At 59.8% G+C, this 16,449-nt stretch carries 16 protein-coding genes and 1 pseudogene; 5 read left to right on the plus strand and 12 right to left on the minus strand.

All coding sequences use genetic code 11. The features are described 5' to 3' along the window. The 5 genes and pseudogenes from ACUTJJ_RS21640 to kduI all read right to left on the minus strand — a co-directional run. Window positions 1-253: pseudogene (locus ACUTJJ_RS21640) on the minus strand (D-galactarolactone isomerase); the annotation flags it as partial. Continuing rightward, window positions 250-1,386 (minus strand): D-galactarolactone cycloisomerase, encoded by a 1,137-nt coding sequence (locus tag ACUTJJ_RS21645; protein ID WP_445543382.1) that lies wholly within the window; start codon window positions 1,384-1,386, stop codon window positions 250-252. The pseudogene ACUTJJ_RS21640 and the gene ACUTJJ_RS21645, both read right to left, overlap by 4 nt. Window positions 1,387-1,410: 24 nt before the next feature. Then, a complete protein-coding gene (gene kdgD / locus ACUTJJ_RS21650) occupies window positions 1,411-2,322 on the minus strand; it encodes a 5-dehydro-4-deoxyglucarate dehydratase (RefSeq protein ID WP_445543383.1) in 912 nt (303 codons plus the stop codon). A gap of 103 nt (window positions 2,323-2,425) precedes the next feature. Then, complete coding sequence (kduD, locus tag ACUTJJ_RS21655; RefSeq protein WP_445543384.1) at window positions 2,426-3,169, minus strand: 2-dehydro-3-deoxy-D-gluconate 5-dehydrogenase KduD; 744 nt, start codon at window positions 3,167-3,169, stop codon at window positions 2,426-2,428. Then, a complete protein-coding gene (gene kduI / locus ACUTJJ_RS21660; RefSeq protein WP_445543385.1) occupies window positions 3,166-3,990 on the minus strand; it encodes a 5-dehydro-4-deoxy-D-glucuronate isomerase in 825 nt (274 codons plus the stop codon). The genes kduD and kduI overlap by 4 nt, the downstream gene beginning before the upstream one ends. A gap of 135 nt (window positions 3,991-4,125) precedes the next feature. Between kduI and ACUTJJ_RS21665 the strand changes: the two genes are divergently transcribed. The 3 genes from ACUTJJ_RS21665 (at window position 4,126) to ACUTJJ_RS21675 (ending at window position 6,117) form a co-directional block, all read left to right on the plus strand. Next, window positions 4,126-4,923: an NAD-dependent epimerase/dehydratase family protein gene (locus tag ACUTJJ_RS21665; RefSeq protein WP_445543386.1), complete on the plus strand. Its 798-nt coding sequence runs from the start codon at window positions 4,126-4,128 to the stop codon at window positions 4,921-4,923. 109 nt (window positions 4,924-5,032) lie between these two features. After that, complete coding sequence (locus ACUTJJ_RS21670; protein WP_404495461.1) at window positions 5,033-5,770, plus strand: FadR/GntR family transcriptional regulator; 738 nt, start codon at window positions 5,033-5,035, stop codon at window positions 5,768-5,770. Window positions 5,771-5,799: 29 nt separating this feature from the next. Beyond that, the gene (locus ACUTJJ_RS21675) at window positions 5,800-6,117 is read left to right on the plus strand and encodes a cupin domain-containing protein (protein ID WP_063949921.1); all 318 of its coding nucleotides are present in this window, start codon (window positions 5,800-5,802) and stop codon (window positions 6,115-6,117) included. 8 nt (window positions 6,118-6,125) lie between these two features. Here ACUTJJ_RS21675 and ACUTJJ_RS21680 read toward each other — a convergent pair whose 3' ends face one another. From ACUTJJ_RS21680 to ACUTJJ_RS21705, 6 genes are all read right to left on the minus strand, one after another. After that, window positions 6,126-7,358 carry a M24 family metallopeptidase gene (locus ACUTJJ_RS21680; protein WP_445543387.1) on the minus strand — a complete coding sequence of 411 codons (1,233 nt, stop codon included), beginning with the start codon at window positions 7,356-7,358 and terminating at the stop codon, window positions 6,126-6,128. 216 nt (window positions 7,359-7,574) lie between these two features. Then, window positions 7,575-9,578, minus strand: a complete 2,004-nt coding sequence (locus tag ACUTJJ_RS21685; protein WP_445543388.1) for an aldo/keto reductase — start codon at window positions 9,576-9,578, stop codon at window positions 7,575-7,577. Window positions 9,579-9,624: 46 nt separating this feature from the next. Next, a complete protein-coding gene (locus ACUTJJ_RS21690; RefSeq protein WP_209089930.1) occupies window positions 9,625-10,710 on the minus strand; it encodes an ABC transporter ATP-binding protein in 1,086 nt (361 codons plus the stop codon). A gap of 11 nt (window positions 10,711-10,721) precedes the next feature. Continuing rightward, a complete protein-coding gene (locus ACUTJJ_RS21695) occupies window positions 10,722-11,558 on the minus strand; it encodes a carbohydrate ABC transporter permease (protein WP_144577917.1) in 837 nt (278 codons plus the stop codon). Beyond that, the gene (locus ACUTJJ_RS21700) at window positions 11,555-12,415 is read right to left on the minus strand and encodes a carbohydrate ABC transporter permease (protein WP_209089936.1); all 861 of its coding nucleotides are present in this window, start codon (window positions 12,413-12,415) and stop codon (window positions 11,555-11,557) included. Before ACUTJJ_RS21700 ends, ACUTJJ_RS21695 begins: the two co-directional genes overlap by 4 nt. A gap of 261 nt (window positions 12,416-12,676) precedes the next feature. Then, a complete protein-coding gene (locus ACUTJJ_RS21705; protein WP_209089940.1) occupies window positions 12,677-13,948 on the minus strand; it encodes an ABC transporter substrate-binding protein in 1,272 nt (423 codons plus the stop codon). A gap of 86 nt (window positions 13,949-14,034) precedes the next feature. Between ACUTJJ_RS21705 and ACUTJJ_RS21710 the strand changes: the two genes are divergently transcribed. After that, window positions 14,035-14,928 carry a helix-turn-helix domain-containing protein gene (locus ACUTJJ_RS21710; protein WP_209091866.1) on the plus strand — a complete coding sequence of 298 codons (894 nt, stop codon included), beginning with the start codon at window positions 14,035-14,037 and terminating at the stop codon, window positions 14,926-14,928. Here ACUTJJ_RS21710 and ACUTJJ_RS21715 read toward each other — a convergent pair. Further along, window positions 14,925-15,776, minus strand: a complete 852-nt coding sequence (locus ACUTJJ_RS21715; protein WP_209089943.1) for an AraC family transcriptional regulator — start codon at window positions 15,774-15,776, stop codon at window positions 14,925-14,927. The two genes, ACUTJJ_RS21710 and ACUTJJ_RS21715, sit on opposite strands and share 4 nt — an antisense overlap. 124 nt (window positions 15,777-15,900) lie before the next feature. Between ACUTJJ_RS21715 and ACUTJJ_RS21720 the strand changes: the two genes are divergently transcribed. Next, window positions 15,901-16,449 (plus strand): MFS transporter (locus ACUTJJ_RS21720; protein WP_445543389.1); only part of this gene is annotated, 549 nt, incomplete at its 3' end.

A 16,449-nucleotide genomic window follows, 5' to 3' on the forward strand; every position in this document is an offset into this window, starting at 1 on the left:
CGACGCAGGCGAGCGTGTTGCCATTGTCGCGCTGATGGGCGTTGCCCTGCGTGATGATGACCCGATCTATGCCGAGCCATTGCATGAGGCGACGATAATCCTCCGGCCCCGGCAGGGCGCCCGGCGGCAACCCCGGACCACCCGGTAAGGCGGGGTAACCGGGGAGGTACATGTGCATCTGCGTATCGACCGCCCCTTTCGGGAAAGTGGGGTTCGGCGCAGTGCCGCTCAGTTTTCTGACAAGTCCGCTCATGGGTCTGGCATCCTGAATTCTGTCAATGCATCGCGGTTGATCTCGATGCCGAGACCGGGACCATCGGGAATGGCGACGATGCCGTTTACCGCCTCGAGAGGCGCACGCAGGACAGCCTGGCGGAACGGATTATGGGTGCGATCAAATTCCATGATCGGCTCGATCGGATTGACCCGCACCGGGTCCGGCGTCATCGCCGCCATGAATTGCAGCGCGGCGGCGATCTGCACGCCAGTACCCCAGACATGCGGCACGATACGCACGCCGTGCAGCGTGGCAAGCGTGGCAATCTTCTGCGTTTCTGAAAAACCGCCGCAGCCGCACAGATCAGGCTGAAGAATATCCACGGCACCGACGGAAAGCGCCTGCCACATGCCATAACGCCCATGCCACGTCTCGCCGCCCGCAACCGGGATCGGCTGACCGGCCCGCACGCGCTGATAGGCGTCGAGTTGTTCCGGGACCACTGGCTCCTCGAACCAGTCGATACCATAGTCTGCCGCACGGTTGCCAAGAGTGATCGCTTCGGAGACGGTGTAACCGTGATTGGCGTCGATCATCAGCCGCATATCCGGCCCGATCGCCTCGCGCACCGCGGCGATGACCCTGATATCTTCCTCGATGCCGAAACCGATCTTGATCTTGCAAGCGTGGAAACCTTCCGCGCGGCGCTCTGCCATTTCGGACGCATTGTCTGAAACGCGGTCGACGCCATCGCGCTTGAAGCTGCCGGTGGCATAGGTGCGCACGCTCTCGCGCCAGCGCCCGCCGAGCAGCATCGAGATTGAAGCACCGTAGTGCTTGCCCTTGATATCCCAGAGCGCGATATCGATGCCGGATAAGGCCGTAAGACTGAGGCCGCGCTGCCCCTGATCGCGCAAGGCATTATAAAGCACGGCCCAGATTTTTTCGGTCTGCCGAGGGTCCTGGCCAATCAGCCAGCCGGAATAGGCCTGAACCACGGCAGCGTTCGGCCGCGCCGGACCGAGGCATTCGCCCCAGCCGACCGTTCCGTCGTCGCATTCGATCTCCACCAGAACATGGGCGCGACGATCAAAGCGCATGGAGGCGCTTTCGAACGGCGTGTCCAGACGATGTTCGAGCAGATGCGTGCGCACCGCCGTGATCTTCATCGCTCCCCCTCCGTTATATCTTCCTCAGGTTTTCCGCTTGTGCGTGCCAATCAGGGCTTCGAGCATGCCGATTTCCTCGTTGGTCAGATCCTTTAGCGGCGCACGCACCGGACCGGCATCAAAGCCTTGCAGGCGAACACCGGCCTTGATGGCGGAGACAGCATAACCCTTGGCGCGGTTGCGGATCGCCATGAATGGATAGAAGAAATCGACAAGAATGCGCTCGCAGGTAGCGCGCTCTCCGGCGCGCAGCGCCGCGTAGAACTCATTGGCAAGACCCGGCACGAAGTTAAAAACGGCCGAAGAATAGGTGGTGAAACCGGCGCCGAGATAGGCTTCGGCAAACAGTTCCGCGGTTGGCATGCCACCAAGATACATCAGGCGGTCGCCCATCTTGGCGGTGATCTGGCGCACGAGGCCGATATCGCCGGTGCCATCCTTGAAGCCGACGAGGTTCGGGCATTCGTCGCAAAGACGCGCCAGCGTATCCGCCTGCAGCACGGAATTGTCACGGTTATAAACCATCACGCCGATGCCGACCGACTGACAGACCTTCTTGATGTGCGCGTAAAGCCCTTCCTGCGGCGCATCGATGAGGTAATGCGGCAGAAGCAGGATACCATCGGCACCGACCTTTTCGACGGAGCGCGCGATATCGACCGCAATCTCAGTGCCGTAACCGCAACCGGAAACGATGGCGGTTTCGCCGGCGACCTCCTTGGCGGCGGAAACGATGGTCGGAATCTCATCCGGCTTCAGCGAAAAGAACTCGCCTGTGCCGCCGGCGGCAAACAGCACCGGCGCCTTGTAACCGGCGAGCCACTCCACATGCGCCCTGTAGCTATCGGCAGCGAAACGACCGTCCGCATCGAAATGGGTGACCGGGAAGGACAGGAGGCCGGAGCCCAGCGCTTTCTTGATCTGTTCAGGGTTCATGGCCGGAATTCCTCTGCGACATCTTGGATTGAAATCACCTAAACCGCTCCGCCTCGCTTTGTCAATAATTCATCATACAACTTGTAAGATGAATTTCCGGGCATCAGCGCGCCAACCAGCCACCATCGACATTGAGAATGGCGCCATGGACATAATCGGCAGCGGGCGAGGCCAGAAAAACGGCGGCGCCAGCAATATCGTCAGACCGGCCCCATCGCCCGGCCGGGATGCGTTCCAGAATAGCCCTGTTGCGAGCAACATCGGCCCGCAGCGCCTCAGTGTTGTTCGTTTCCATGTAACCCGGGGCGATCGCGTTGACGTTTATGCCCTTGGCCGCCCATTCATTCGCGAGGAGCTTGGTGAGGCCGGCAACGCCATGTTTCGCCGCTGTATAGGACGGCACGCGGATGCCGCCCTGGAAGGAGAGGAGCGAGGCGATATTGACCACCTTGCCGGAGCGCCTTTTTGCCAGCAATTCCTTCGCAAAGGCCTGCGTGGTGAAGAACAGCGCCTTGAGGTTGACGTCCATCACCTCGTCCCAATCGAGTTCCGAAAACTCGACGGAATCGGCGCGGCGAATGATGCCGGCATTGTTGACGAGAATATCGAAACCGGCGTCAGTGAAACTGTCCTTCGCCGCCAGCGGATCGGAAAAATCGAGAAGCAGCGAACTCGCCTTGCCACCATCTTTTGCGATAATATCAAGGGTTTCGTCCGGCGCACGGCGGGCGGCGCAGACCACTTCTGCACCGGCGGCGGCGAGGCCTATCGCAATCGCCTTGCCAAGCCCCGTATTCGCGCCCGTCACGAGCGCCTTACGCCCTTCAAGCGAAAAGGGGTTCCTCATTTCAGATCCCCCGGCTGAATGAAGTCCATATCTGTGTAGTCGACGTTGTCACCCGCCATTGCCCAGATAAAGGTGTAGGAACCGATCCCTGCACCGGAATGGATCGACCAGGGCGGCGAGATCGCACCTTCTTCATTCGAAATGAACAGGTGCCGGGTTTCCTGCGGCTCGCCCATCAAATGCAATACGCGCGACGTTTCGTCCATGCCGAAATAAAGATAAGCCTCCATGCGGCGGTCATGGATGTGTGAGGGTATGGTGTTCCAGACAGACCCCTCCTCCAGCGTCGTATAGCCCAGAACAAGCTGGCAGCTTTCCATGACGAGCGGATGGATGAACTGGTTGATGGTGCGCTTGTTGGAGGTCTCGGTCGCACCGAGCTTGACCTCCTTACTGTCGGCAAGGCTGACGAGTTTTGCCGGGAGACTGCGATGCGCCGGGCATGACGTGATGTAGAACCGGCCCGCGCCATTAAAGGTCACCGCACCGCTGCCCGCACCGAGATAAAGCACGTCGCCGCGATTGAGCGAATAGGTTTCGCCACCGGCGCTGACCGTGCAAGCGTCACCAATATTGACAATGCCCATTTCCCGCCGGTCGAGGAAAGACGGCGTTTTTGTCTCCTCGACCTTGTCCAGCGTCAGCGGCGCGCCATCCGGCACCGCACCACCCATGACGAAGCGGTCGTAATGGGTGTAGATGAGCCGGATCTCACCGGGCCGGAACATATCGCTCGCAAGGAAATGGCGGCGGAGCCCGTCGGTATCCAGCGTTTTAGCATAGTCCGGATTCACAGCCTGTCTGGTCTCGACGGTCAGCATCCAACCTCTCCCTCATCATTGTTGCGTCATGCACATATTATATGTTACGCGATTTGTGAATTATATGTATGATAACGTCAAGGGCTCGTATTCTTTCAAGTGCAAAGGACGCGCAAGCCAATACGGGGAGTGGTAATGAAACGGCTTCTCATCACGGGCGGGGCGGGGCAACTAGGTCGCGTGATGCGCAAACGTCTCGCACCTATGGCCGAAACTCTGCGCATCGCCGACATCGCCCCGCTCGATCCGCCAGGACCGCGCGAAGAATGCCTTCAATGCGATCTCGCGGATGCTAACGCTGTCAACGCGATGGTAGCCGGTTGCGACGGTATCGTTCATCTCGGCGGCATTTCTGTCGAGCGCCCGTTCGATCAGATTCTTCAGGGCAACATCATCGGGCTTTATAACCTTTACGAGGCCGCCCGCGCCCATGGAGCGCCGCGCATCGTCTTTGCCAGCTCGAACCACACGATTGGTTATTACCCGCAGACAGAGCGGCTCGGCCCCGGCGTTCCCTTCCGCCCGGATGGGCTTTACGGCGTTTCCAAATGTTTCGGCGAAAACCTCGCCCGCATGTATTTCGAGAAATTCGGGCAGGAGACGGCGCTGGTCCGTATCGGCTCCTGCACGCCGCAGCCGGAGAATATCCGCATGTTATCGACTTGGTTCTCCCAGGATGATTTCGTATCCCTGATCGAGGCCGTGTTTCGTGCCCCGGTGCTTGGTTGCCCGGTCATCTGGGGCGCCTCGGCGAACGACGCCAGCTGGTGGGACAATTCGCATCTCGGGTTCCTCGGCTGGAAACCGAAGGATAACGCCGAAAACTTCCGACACCATATTATGGAGACCACACCCAAGCCGGATCCGACAGATTCGCTGGTCCGCTTCCAGGGCGGCGTTTTTGTCGACAATCCAATCCTCAAAGAGGATTGAAGACCATGTGCGGCGGTCTGGCCACGGCGGCGGGATTGCGTGCCGGGCTGGGAATGACGTATCCAGAAACGGCAGACGTAAACGACATTTTCGAGAACGGCGAACAGAGATGACAAAAGCATCAACCTCCGAGCAGGCGGCTCCACAGGGCAGAACTCTTGTGGTGAAGGTTTCGGAGGAACTGCGAGGCCAGATCGCCAAAGGCCGGTACAAAACGGGCGACCGCCTGCCATCCGAAGCGCAGATGACGCAGGAGTTTGGTGTCAGCCGCACGGTGGTTCGCGAGGCTATCGCTTCGCTGCGATCCGATGGTCTCGTCGAACCCCGTCAGGGTGCAGGTGTCTTCGTGCTGGAGCCGGCGCCAGCTGAGCGACGACCTTTCCACAATGTCGATCTTGCCCGCGTTTCTTCCCTTATCGAAATGCTCGAACTGCGCACCGCCGTGGAAGGCGATGCGGCCGGGCTCGCTGCCCTTCGTCGGTCTCCCGCGCAGGAAGAAAAGATCATCGAAGCCTTTGATGCCTTTCGCGCAAGTGCGGCAAAGGGAATGCCGACCGCCGAGGCTGATTTTGCCTTCCACATCGCTGTCGCGGAAGCGACCAACAATCCCCGTTTCAGCGAATTTCTGCAGGTGCTTGGCCCCACCCTCATTCCGCGCAGGGCCGTTGCTGAAAACGGCACGGAAAACGTTCTCCCACCCTCCGAACTCGAGCGCCTGGTCGGTGAACACGAGGCGATCCTGATCGCCATCCAGGACGGCGATGAGGAGGCTGCACGAAACGCCATGCGCCACCACCTGAAGAGCAGCCAGACGCGTTACCGCGCCATGTTGCGCGCACCACGCTGAAGCACATTGCAAGCCTGAGGAGAAAACCCATGCAGAAGCTTCCGACATTCCCCACCGTTTCGCCCGACGACGGCGTGGAGCGGACCGTGCTTTCCGAAGCGCCGGAGCTGATGGTCGTATCCTTCCGCTTCAAGACCGGTGCCGAAGGAAAGCTGCACAGCCATCCGCATGTGCAATCGACCTACGTCGCCAGCGGCAGCTTTCGCTTTTACCGCGATGGCGAGGCCTATGATCTACAGAAGGGCGACAGCCTCGTCGTTCCCGGGCACATCGAACACGGTTGCCTGTGTCTGGAAGAGGGCGAGCTGATCGACTGCTTCACGCCGCGCCGCGACGATTTTCTCTGAACCGGCACTCAGCCTCTGGATAAATCCCTGAGAGTGCGTGGCAGGTTGTTCATGCATTCTGCGCCTGACGATGTGACGAGGAACTGATCCTCGATCATCAGCGCCCCCAGCCCCTCACCATAAAACGGCGCTTCGAGCGCGACCACCATTCCCGGAAGAATTATTTCCGCATTGTCATGGGAAAAGAACGGCCATTCCTCGATACCGACACCACCGCCAACGGAATGGCCAAAATGGCCGCGATAATATTCACTGAAGCCGTCCCGGCGCATGGAGGCGAGCATCGCAGCGTGAACCGCACCAAAGCTGTTGCCGGGGCGGAGCGCCTCCAGCCCGCAGGCGAAGGCCGCTTCCAGCGCCTTGAAGATATCGCCCGCCAAGGGTGAGACCGGGCCCCATGAGAAGGTTCTTGCGCCATCTGAGGAATAACCGTCGACCAGCGTGCCGACATCGGCCTTGATCAATGCCCCCGGCGTTACCACAGCCGCCATATGCGACAGGGCCGGTCCGACCGATATGTAATCCCAATGTCCGCTGAGCGAAAAACCTGATGCCGCGGCATGCGCCTGCGCGCCAGTCTTCCAGGCGGCTGAAAGCCGGCCGAGCGCCGCTCCTGGACTGACGGCTGCCGCCATCGCGGCCAGCCCTACCTCGGCAGCGGCCGCAGCCTTCCTCAGAAGCGTGATTTCCCGTTCCGATTTCACTGCCTTCAGCCGTTTCAGCACCGTCGAACCGTCGATCCAGTCCACGCCAGGCAATGCCTGACGCAGCGCCAGGAAATCGGCCGCGGGCATGAATTCGAGGTCGGCACCAATGCGGGCCGATGATAAACCGCGCTCCCGCAATAAATCCGCGAGAAGGTTGAAACAGGCGGCGCGGTCAAATGTCTCCGGCCGCGGCCCGCCCGCATCGGTGCGGCGATAGGCGTCATCCACTTGGCGCACGGTTTCGGCACCGGAAAGATCAACCATATCGATCCAGATACGATGCCAACGCAGGTCGATATCGGGCGCAGCGCGCCGAACGAGCGGCGCGGCATGATCGCTGACGATGGCGGCAAGCTCCGCTCCGGCGTCGGCCGGAACGAGCGCAATCGCCGAACCCGCCCTGCCCCACATGGTCGCAACACCGGCGTGAGCGCCCACCGCATATCGGAAAGCTTCTGGCTGGAACAGCACCAGCGCGTCGATCTCCGCTTCCCGCATCAGCTGCTGCGCGCGGCCTCTGTCGATATCACTCATGGAAACTCCGGTGGTTGTTTGGCGGCAGGTTTGTGAACCTTCGCTTTAGCAGTCACCGGGAGACGAAAGAAGGTGGAAGATGACATCTCCATCCTGAGAATCGTCTGTGCGAGCGAGCGCTTCCCGCTTGTTTCTTCTCCCCCTCGGGGAGAAGAAATATCCGCAACGCCTTGCCCTATCCAAAGGGGCGGCGAAAAATCCGCCGCCTCTATCCACTCAAGCCTCCAGCCACTTCACCTGCTCATCCGTCAGCGCAATATCCAGCGCCGAAAGACTGTCTTCCAGTTCCGCAATCGTGCGCGGCCCGATCAGCGGGATGACCGGGAAAGGCTGGGCGATGACATAGGCAAGCGCGATATGGATCGGGTGACGCCCGAGTTTCTGCGCCAGTTCGATCGCCCGGTCGCGGCGGACGAAATTGCGGTCGGAATACCAGACGCGGACGATTTCCTCGTCATCGTGTTTGTCCCGCCCTGCCCGGTCGGTGAAGAAACCGCGCCCCTGGCTGGACCAGGCAAAATTCGGGATCTGGCGGGATTTCAGCCATGACTTCCACTCATCATCAGATGCCGCCACGCAGCCCGCCCAGATGGGATCGAGCATTTCGGCGAGCGAGAAATTGTTGGAAAGCGCGCCAGGAGCCTGCTTGCCGTTCTTCTGGGCATAGGCGGCCGCCTCATCCATCCGCTCGCGCGTCCAGTTCGAGCCACCGAAAATGCCGCGAATGCGCCCGCGCCGGACTTCGGCATCCATGGCGTCGACAAATTCGGCGACCGGAATATCGAGATTATCGCGGTGCATGAAATAGGCATCGACATAATCCGTTTTGAGCCGTTCCAGCGACTGATCGAGCTGCTTGGCGATCATGTCGGGATAGCAGAGGGGCGAATGCGCGCCCTTGCCGATCAGCACGATCTCTTCGCGCGGCACGTTGCGGCTGGTGTGCCAGTCGCCGAAAATCGCCTCGGTCTTGCCGCCACCATAAACATAGGCCGTATCGAAGAGATTGCCGCCTGCCTCGTAAAACGCATCGAGCGTCAGCGATGCGGAAGCGAAATTGGGGAAGAATTCGAAACCGAGCGCGACCACGGAAGCGGGCTTGGCAAGGCCCGGTATCTGCCGCTTGGGAACCGCATTTCCGGCCGTGACCTTACCACCGGCGATATTTCCGACGCGCGACGTCGCCTTTTCGACGCCGTATTCCAGCCCAACGGAAGCCCGCCACTGGTCCATGACACGCAGATTGCCGAGGCTGTCGGCCCAGGTCATGCCGGGCGCCGCGAATTCATGTCTGCCCTGCCGAATTGCCTCACCGGTCGCATCGACTTCGAAGGAATAAAGCCAGCGATCCTCGGGCAACTCGATGGTTTCGACCTTGTCACCCTTGACGATATCGATCCGTCCGGTGCCACCCTTGTGGCCGGCGGCAAACCAGAAATCCTTGACCTCGATGCGCCCTTCCGAGCCGATGATGCGCAATACATTGTCCTGCGCCGCCATGATCGAGCACGAGACTTCGGCGACGATGCCGTTTGCGAATTTCAGCACGGCGGAGGCCCATTCATCGACGCCCGACTGGCCGAGATGCGCCGCCCCCGCCACTTTTTCCGGTTCTGCAAAGGGTTTTCCGTCTACGGTACCTGCAATCATCCGCACCATCGAAACCGGATAACCGCCGACATCGAGAATGCCGCCGCCCGCGGTTTCATTGGCAAAAAGTCGGTGATCGGCCCGGAACGAACCCATGTTGAAACCGAAGCTGGAGCGGATGATGCGGATATCGCCCACCGCGCGGGCTTTCACCAGTTCCAGCAATTTCGCCGTCTGCGGATGCAGGCGGTACATATAGGCCTCGCCGGCGAAGACGCCTGCCTTTTTTGCCTCGTGGAAAATGGCGTCGGCATCATAGGCCGAGAGCGCGATGGGTTTTTCCACGAGCACGTGTCTGCCGGCCCGGATCGCCTTGATCGCCCATTCGGCATGGCCGGTATGGGGCGTCGCGATATAGACGGCATCGATATCGGGATCGGTAAGCAGCGCGTCGTACCCATGAATGACACGCGCGCCGGCAAAAGCTTCGGCAAGGCCGGGCTTGTCCGGATTGCGGGTGGCGATGGCCTCTAACCTGCCGGTGCGGGAATGGGCAATACCGTCAGCAAAGGTTCTGGCGATGGTGCCCGGGCCGATGATGCCCCAGCGGATCGGTTGTTCGGTCGTCATAAAATCCTCGTCTTTCATATCCAGTCTTGGGTGCTTGGGAAAGGGTTCACCGCAGGCGGTCGCCCTTGCTGTCGAAAAGGAAAGCCCGGCGGGCGGAAAGGCCGACCGTCAGCCGGTCGCGATTGCCGACATCGCGCGATTCCGGCCGTTCGATGATCAGTTGCTCGCCGCCTTCGGTTCGGGCATAGACATAGCTGGTATTGCCGAGATGTTCGGCGACATCGACATGCACGGTGAGATCGGCATCGCCCCCGGCCGCATCGGCAAAATGCTCTGGCCGGATGCCAAGCGAGACCTTGGCCCCCTCGTTGACACCTTCCTTTATCGGCAAAGTCAGCCGCACCGCAGGATCGCTGTCGAGAGCGAGCGTGACGCTGTCGGCCCCGCTGCCGACGACGGTAGCGTCGAGAAAATTCATCTTCGGCGAACCGACGAAACCGGCAACGAAGCGGTTGGCGGGATCATCGTAGAGATCGAGCGGCGCGCCGACCTGTTCGATATTGCCCGCCCGCAGCACAACGATCTTGTCGGCCAGCGTCATCGCCTCGGTCTGGTCATGCGTCACATAGATCATCGTCGTGCCGAGTTGCTTGTGCAGCCGAGATATTTCCACGCGCATCTGCACCCGCAATTCCGCATCGAGATTGGACAGCGGCTCGTCGAACAGGAAAACCTGCGGTTCACGCACGATGGCGCGGCCGATGGCAACGCGCTGACGCTGCCCGCCGGAAAGCTGTTTTGGCCGGCGATCCATCAGCTCGTTGATCTGCAGGATTTCGGCGGCGCGGCTGACACGCTTTTGCGTGTCGGCCTTGGGATTACCGTTCATCCTGAGCCCGAATGAGAGGTTTTCGGCGACAGTCATATGCGGATAAAGTGCATAGGACTGAAACACCATGGCGATGCCGCGATCCGCTGGATCGGCGTCGCTCACCGTCTTGCCGCCAATCACGATATCGCCGCCGGAGATATCTTCCAGCCCGGCTATCATGCGCAGAAGCGTGGATTTGCCGCAGCCAGACGGGCCGACAAACACGACGAATTCGCCGTCTTTCACTTCCAGATTGGCGCCGTGGATCACTTCCAGCGCACCATAGCGCTTGACCACGTTTTTGAGCGAAAGTTCCGCCATGCGGCCTCCCCTTACTTGACTGCTCCGGCAGAGATGCCGGCGATGAAGTGACGCTGCAAAGCCACAAAGACGACGATGATGGGTGCGGTGAGCAGCACAGCCCCCGCCATGATGCCGCCCCATGACACCTTGGTGAGCCCGATGAGGGTGCCAAGCGCCACGGGTGCGGTCATCATTCCTGGGCGGGAATTGATGAGAAGCGGCCAGAGATAGTTGTTCCAAGAGGCCAGGAAGAGGATGATGGACAGCGCCGCCATGGTGGGACGCGCCAATGGCAGGGCGATGCGCAGGAAGATCTGCCATTCCTTGACCCCTTCCACGCGTGCCGCATCGAAAAGCTCCGTCGGCATCATCGAGAAGGATTGCCGCATGAACAGCACGCCGAGCGAGTTGAAGAGCGGCGGCACGATCAGGGCCACCCAGGTGTTGGCGAGCTTGAACTCCCGGGCCACCATGATGAATTGCGGAATGACCACGACTGCGAACGGCAGGGTGATGGTGCCAAGAATAATGGCGATCACCACCCGGCGCCCTGCAAAACGATACCGCGCCAGCGCCCAGCCCGCCATTGACGTCAGCATCACCGAGAGCACCGTGTAGATGACCGCGACGGTGATCGAGATGAACATGGCTCGCAGGAAATTCGTATCGGCCTGCAGGTTGTTGAAGTTCTCGACGAAATTGGTGGAAGGCACCAGAACGATATCGGGGCTGAAAATGCCGTAATCCGGCATGGTCGAAAACACGAACATCATCCACAGCGGAAACAGCCAGATGATGGCAAGCGGTGTCAGCGCCGCATGCAGCGCAATCTTCTGCCAGAAAAGCGATCTCGATTTCGATCTCATTTCGGCTCCCTCCCGACCCAGAGATTGAGCAGTGAAATGGCGATGGCGAGCGCCGCCATGGTGTAGGCAATGGCGGAGGCGTAACCGAAATTGAGCGAGGTGAAGCCCTGTCGATACAGGAACAGCCCCAGCGTTTCCGTGCCGCCGCCCGGCCCGCCCCTGTTGGTAATGAGGAAGGGTTCCGCAAACAGCTGCATGGTGCCGATGACCGACAGGACAACGCAGAACAGGATGATGGGTTTAAGCAACGGCAGGGTGATGTAAAAGAACTGCTGGCGCTTGCTCACCTTGTCCAGCGTCGCCGCCTCGTAGACATCGCCGGGGACCGATTGCAGTCCGGCCAGAATGATGATGGCGTTATACCCGGCCCAGCGCCAGGTCACCGCGATGATGACGAGCGCCATCGCCGCATTGGCATTGTCGAACCACGAGATGGGCGAAAGGCCAACCGACGTGATGAGCTTGTTGATGATGCCGAAATCGGAGCTGAACATCAGCCGGAACACCGCCGCATAGGCCACCTCGCCGACAACGACAGGTGCAAAGAAGGCAAAACGATAAAGCGGGCGTGCTTTCAGCAGCGGCGAATTCAGGAGCACCGCCATGACGGTGGCAAGCGCGATCATCACGGGCACCTGAATGACCAGAATGATCAGCGTATTATAAAGCGCATTATAGAAGGCCGGATCGGAAACCAGCCGCCCCCAGTTCATGGAAGGCGCGAACCGCCATGGGTTGATGCGCGTATTCTGGAACGACAGCATGAATGAGCTGATGATCGGCCAGAGCCAGAAGGTGGCAAATATCAGGAGATAGGGCGCAAGAAACGCATAAGCGATCCTGTTCCTGGACGGCATGACGACCTCCATGTGCCGGACGGTGTCCGGATAGATGGAAAAGCTTCAGAAAGAGCGCGCCCCTTTGCGGGGAATGCCTTTGCAAAACGGTGCGGCCTATTTTCTTCTCCCCGCGCGGGAGAAGGTGGCCCGAAGGGTCGGATGAGGGGGCTGGCTCTTGGTATATCTCTAACCTCGCCCCCTCATCCCGCTGCCGCGGACTTCTCCCCCTCGGGGAGAGGAAACTTGTGGCACCCGCCCGGTTCCTAAACCAGCGAAGGTTTACTGCGCGACAGGGAGCCCCGTTGCCGTTTCGATCTGCTTGGCCGCATCGTCAAGCGCTGCTTTCGCATCGGGGTAGCCGCCCGCGAAATATTTCGTCTGCGTCGCCTTGTAGATCGCATCCGCATCTGACTGGAATGCCGTGCCGCGGCTCGGCACGATCTTCGGCAGGGTGGCGAGAATATCGGTCCACACCGCCTGCCCGCCCCAATAGGCCTGCTTTTCCTTGACGAAGGGATCATCGATGGCGGAAAGCAGCGAGGGAACGAGGCCGAAGGATTTCAGCATCGTCACCTGACCTTCATTGGTGGTCAGTGCATAGTCGATATATTTCCACGCGGCTTCCTTGTGTTCGGATGTCGAGCTGATCGCCAGCGACGAGCCGCCGAGATTGGCCGCGTGCGGACCATCAGGCGTCAGGCTTGGCATCAGATAGACACCCCATTTGCCGGAGAGATCGGGAGAGCCGGAGCGGATCGTACCCTCATACCAGGCGCCATACATCTGGCTCGCGGCCTTGCCGGCCGTGTTGGCCTGGATCTTCTCATCCCAAATTGCCGCCGTGATAATGCCAGCGTCTTTCATCTCCTTGACCTTTTCAAGGGTCGCAACACAGGCGGGCTGGTTGATGGTGATGTTCTGGCCATCGGTCGAAAAGTAACCGCATCCCTGCTCATTGGCGATCATACGGAACCATTCGCTATCGCCGTTGAAATCGGCCTGTGCCATGACGGTGCCGGGATTTGCGGCCATGACCTTCTTGCCGGCAGCGATGAAATCATCCCAGCTCTTGATGGTGGCCGGATCGACGCCTGCCTTCTTATAGAAGTCCCGGCGATAAAAGACCGCCACCGGACCGGAATCCCACGGAACGGCATAGGCGACACCGTCAACCTCAAGTTCGGTGCGCTTAAAGTCAGGGAAAAGCGCCTGTTTCTCAGGCGTATAGCCAAGCTCGGTCAGATTGGCGAAACAATCGGGAAAGCGGCTCCAGAACAGTTCCGCTTCGAAATTCTCGATCGTGACGATATCCGGAAGACCATCTCCGCCGGCTGCGCATGCCGCCAGCGTCTTGTCAAAAACCTGATTGTTTCCAAGGTCTTCAACAACGATCTTGATATCAGGATTCTGCTTGTTGAAGCCTTCCACCGTGGATTTCAACGCGGAAGCCGCGACATTCCAACTCCAGATGGTGACGGTCTCGGTTTGCGCGAAAGCGGGTGCTGCAAGAAGCAGCAGGGCCGTAGACGCGCCAAGAAATTTAAAGCACATTGAAAACCTCCCTTTTTCAATTGCTGTTCTTCAGCGAACATAGGCACATTAGCGAGGGCAGGAAATCTGTCTCGTAAAACGGGAACATCGATTTGGCGAAAAGTAAGATTGCCGAAAGAGCCTTCTACCAGCCGGGCGCCAGCAGCATCGAAGGCATGCCGACCACGCTTCAACTCTTCCATAATCATCCACCCATCATGCTCCGGCCGCACTGGCATGCGCAAGTGGAGGTGAATTATATCATGTCAGGATCGGTGCATTACCGCATGGGCGATCACGACCTGTCGCTTGACGCCGGGCAGATGTGCATCTTCTGGGGCGGCCAGCCGCACCAGATGGACCGCTCCTCGGACGATTCCTTTTACGCTGGCGCGCATCTGCCGCTTGTGCACTTCTTCCGGATGCGCCTGCCGACCGCCGTTTCCAGCCAGTTGATGGGCGGCGCGACGATGGTCAGCGCCGAAACCGACGGGGCCGATCCGGAAAATTTCGGCCGCTGGTTCCGCTATGCAACATCAGGTAACCCCGCGAAAGCACAGCATGCCGTGGAGGAATTGCTGCTCAGGGTGGAGCGCATGTTCCTTGAACCCTATTCCGTTATTTCCTCCGCCTCTTCTGGAAAAAGCAGAGAGGATGATGGCACGGCGCCCTCCATCAGCGTCGTGCGCATGTGCGACTTCATTGCCGCCAACTTTCTCGAGGACATCGACGCGACCGATATTGCCCGCGCCGCCTCGCTTCATCCGAAATATGCAATGAACCTTTTCCGCAAATCCACCGGCATGACGCTTATCAAATATCTGACGCTGCTCAGACTTTCCCGCGCGCAGGCGATGCTGATGACCGGCAAGGACAACATCCTGCAGATCGCGATGGAAAGCGGCTTCGGTTCGGTCAGCGCGTTCAATAAGGCATTTCGCCAGATATCAGGCATGTCTCCCTCCGATTTCCGCCGCGACACGCGGTCGGTGGCGGCTTAATCGACGGCATCCTCTTGGAGGGAAGTCGCACCATTGCGCTGCCTCGCGGCCTGCCGATAGGCGCGTGGCGAACTGCCCAGCATGCGCCGGAACATGGTGGTGAAAGCCGGAATGTTTTCATAACCGGCATCCAGCGCCACATTGGTCACCGCCTCTCCCGCCGCAAGCCTCGGCAGCGAGGCGAAGATACACGCCTGCTGGCGCCAGGTGACGAAGCTGACGCCCAACTCCTTGCGAAACAGACGCGTGAAGGAGCGTCGGCTGATGCCCATGGCCGCCGCCCAATCGTCGATCTCCACCCGCGCCACGGGCCTGTTGAGGAACTCCCGACAAAGCGCCGCCAGCCGCTGGTTGTCCGGAAAGGGCAGACCCAGCGGACGTTCCGGCAGCCGATTCACTTCATCCAGCAAAAGAGCACGCACCAGCCCCTGCCTGTGAAACGCCGAGGGCTGATGCTCTTCCGCCAGCAATTCGGAAATAAGGCTCGAGGCCAGATCGGTTATTTCCACGACCCTTGGAGACGTAGCCTGGAAGAGATCAGGATGCACATAGATGGAGTGCATCTCCACATTGGATATGACTTCGGCCTCGTGTTGCAGACCCGCAGGAATGAGGAGACCATGACCTGGCGGTATCATCCAGCGTCCATCCGCGGTGCTGACCAGCACCACACCCCGGCGCGCGCACCATATCTGCACACGGCTATGGTTATGGGGTGGTGTGCGATGCCCCGTCGGATAGATGCGATGAAGCGCCAGCACCGGCTCGTTGGTGCCGTCGATCAGTTTCAAGCTACGCTCATGCTCTTCGAGCGCCAGCATCGCCTGACGCGATTTGATTTTTGCCATATGGCCCACTCACAAAGAAAATCGTCCAGAACACAAATGCAGGCCAGACACAATATGAATAAAAGCGGGAGCAAATAAAGACATGTTTTCCGCGCCATCAGCGGGGATCTGAAGAGGACTTACCATGGCCACCGTCACCAGCACCGGGTTCAACCCGCAACGCACGGCGTTTTCAATCATCGCAGCCGCTAGCTTCTGCCACATGCTGAACGACATCATGCAATCACTGCTGACGTCGCTCTATCCGCTGTTGAAGGCGAACTACGCGCTCGACTTCATGCAGATCGGCCTCCTCACGTTCGCCTTTCAGGTGACCGCGTCGCTGCTCCAGCCGGTCGTTGGCATGGTGACCGACCGCTGGCCGATGCCCTTCTCCCTGCCCGTCGCCATGCTCTCCACCTGTGCCGGCCTCATTACCCTTGCCTTCGCTCACAGCTTCGTGGTTCTTGTTCTCGGTGCATGCCTGATTGGCGTCGGTTCGGCGATCTTCCATCCGGAAGCCTCTCGCGTAGCCCGTCTGGCGTCCGGCGGGCGTCACGGCCTTGCGCAGTCGTTTTTCCAGGTTGGCGGGAACACGGGCACGGCCATCGGCCCGCTGCTCGCCGCTTTCATCGTCATCCCGTTTGGCCAGACGAGCCTCAGCTGGTTCTCACTGATCGCGCTGCTCGGCTTC

The sequence above is a fragment of the Agrobacterium sp. DKPNP3 genome, assembly GCF_052686535.1.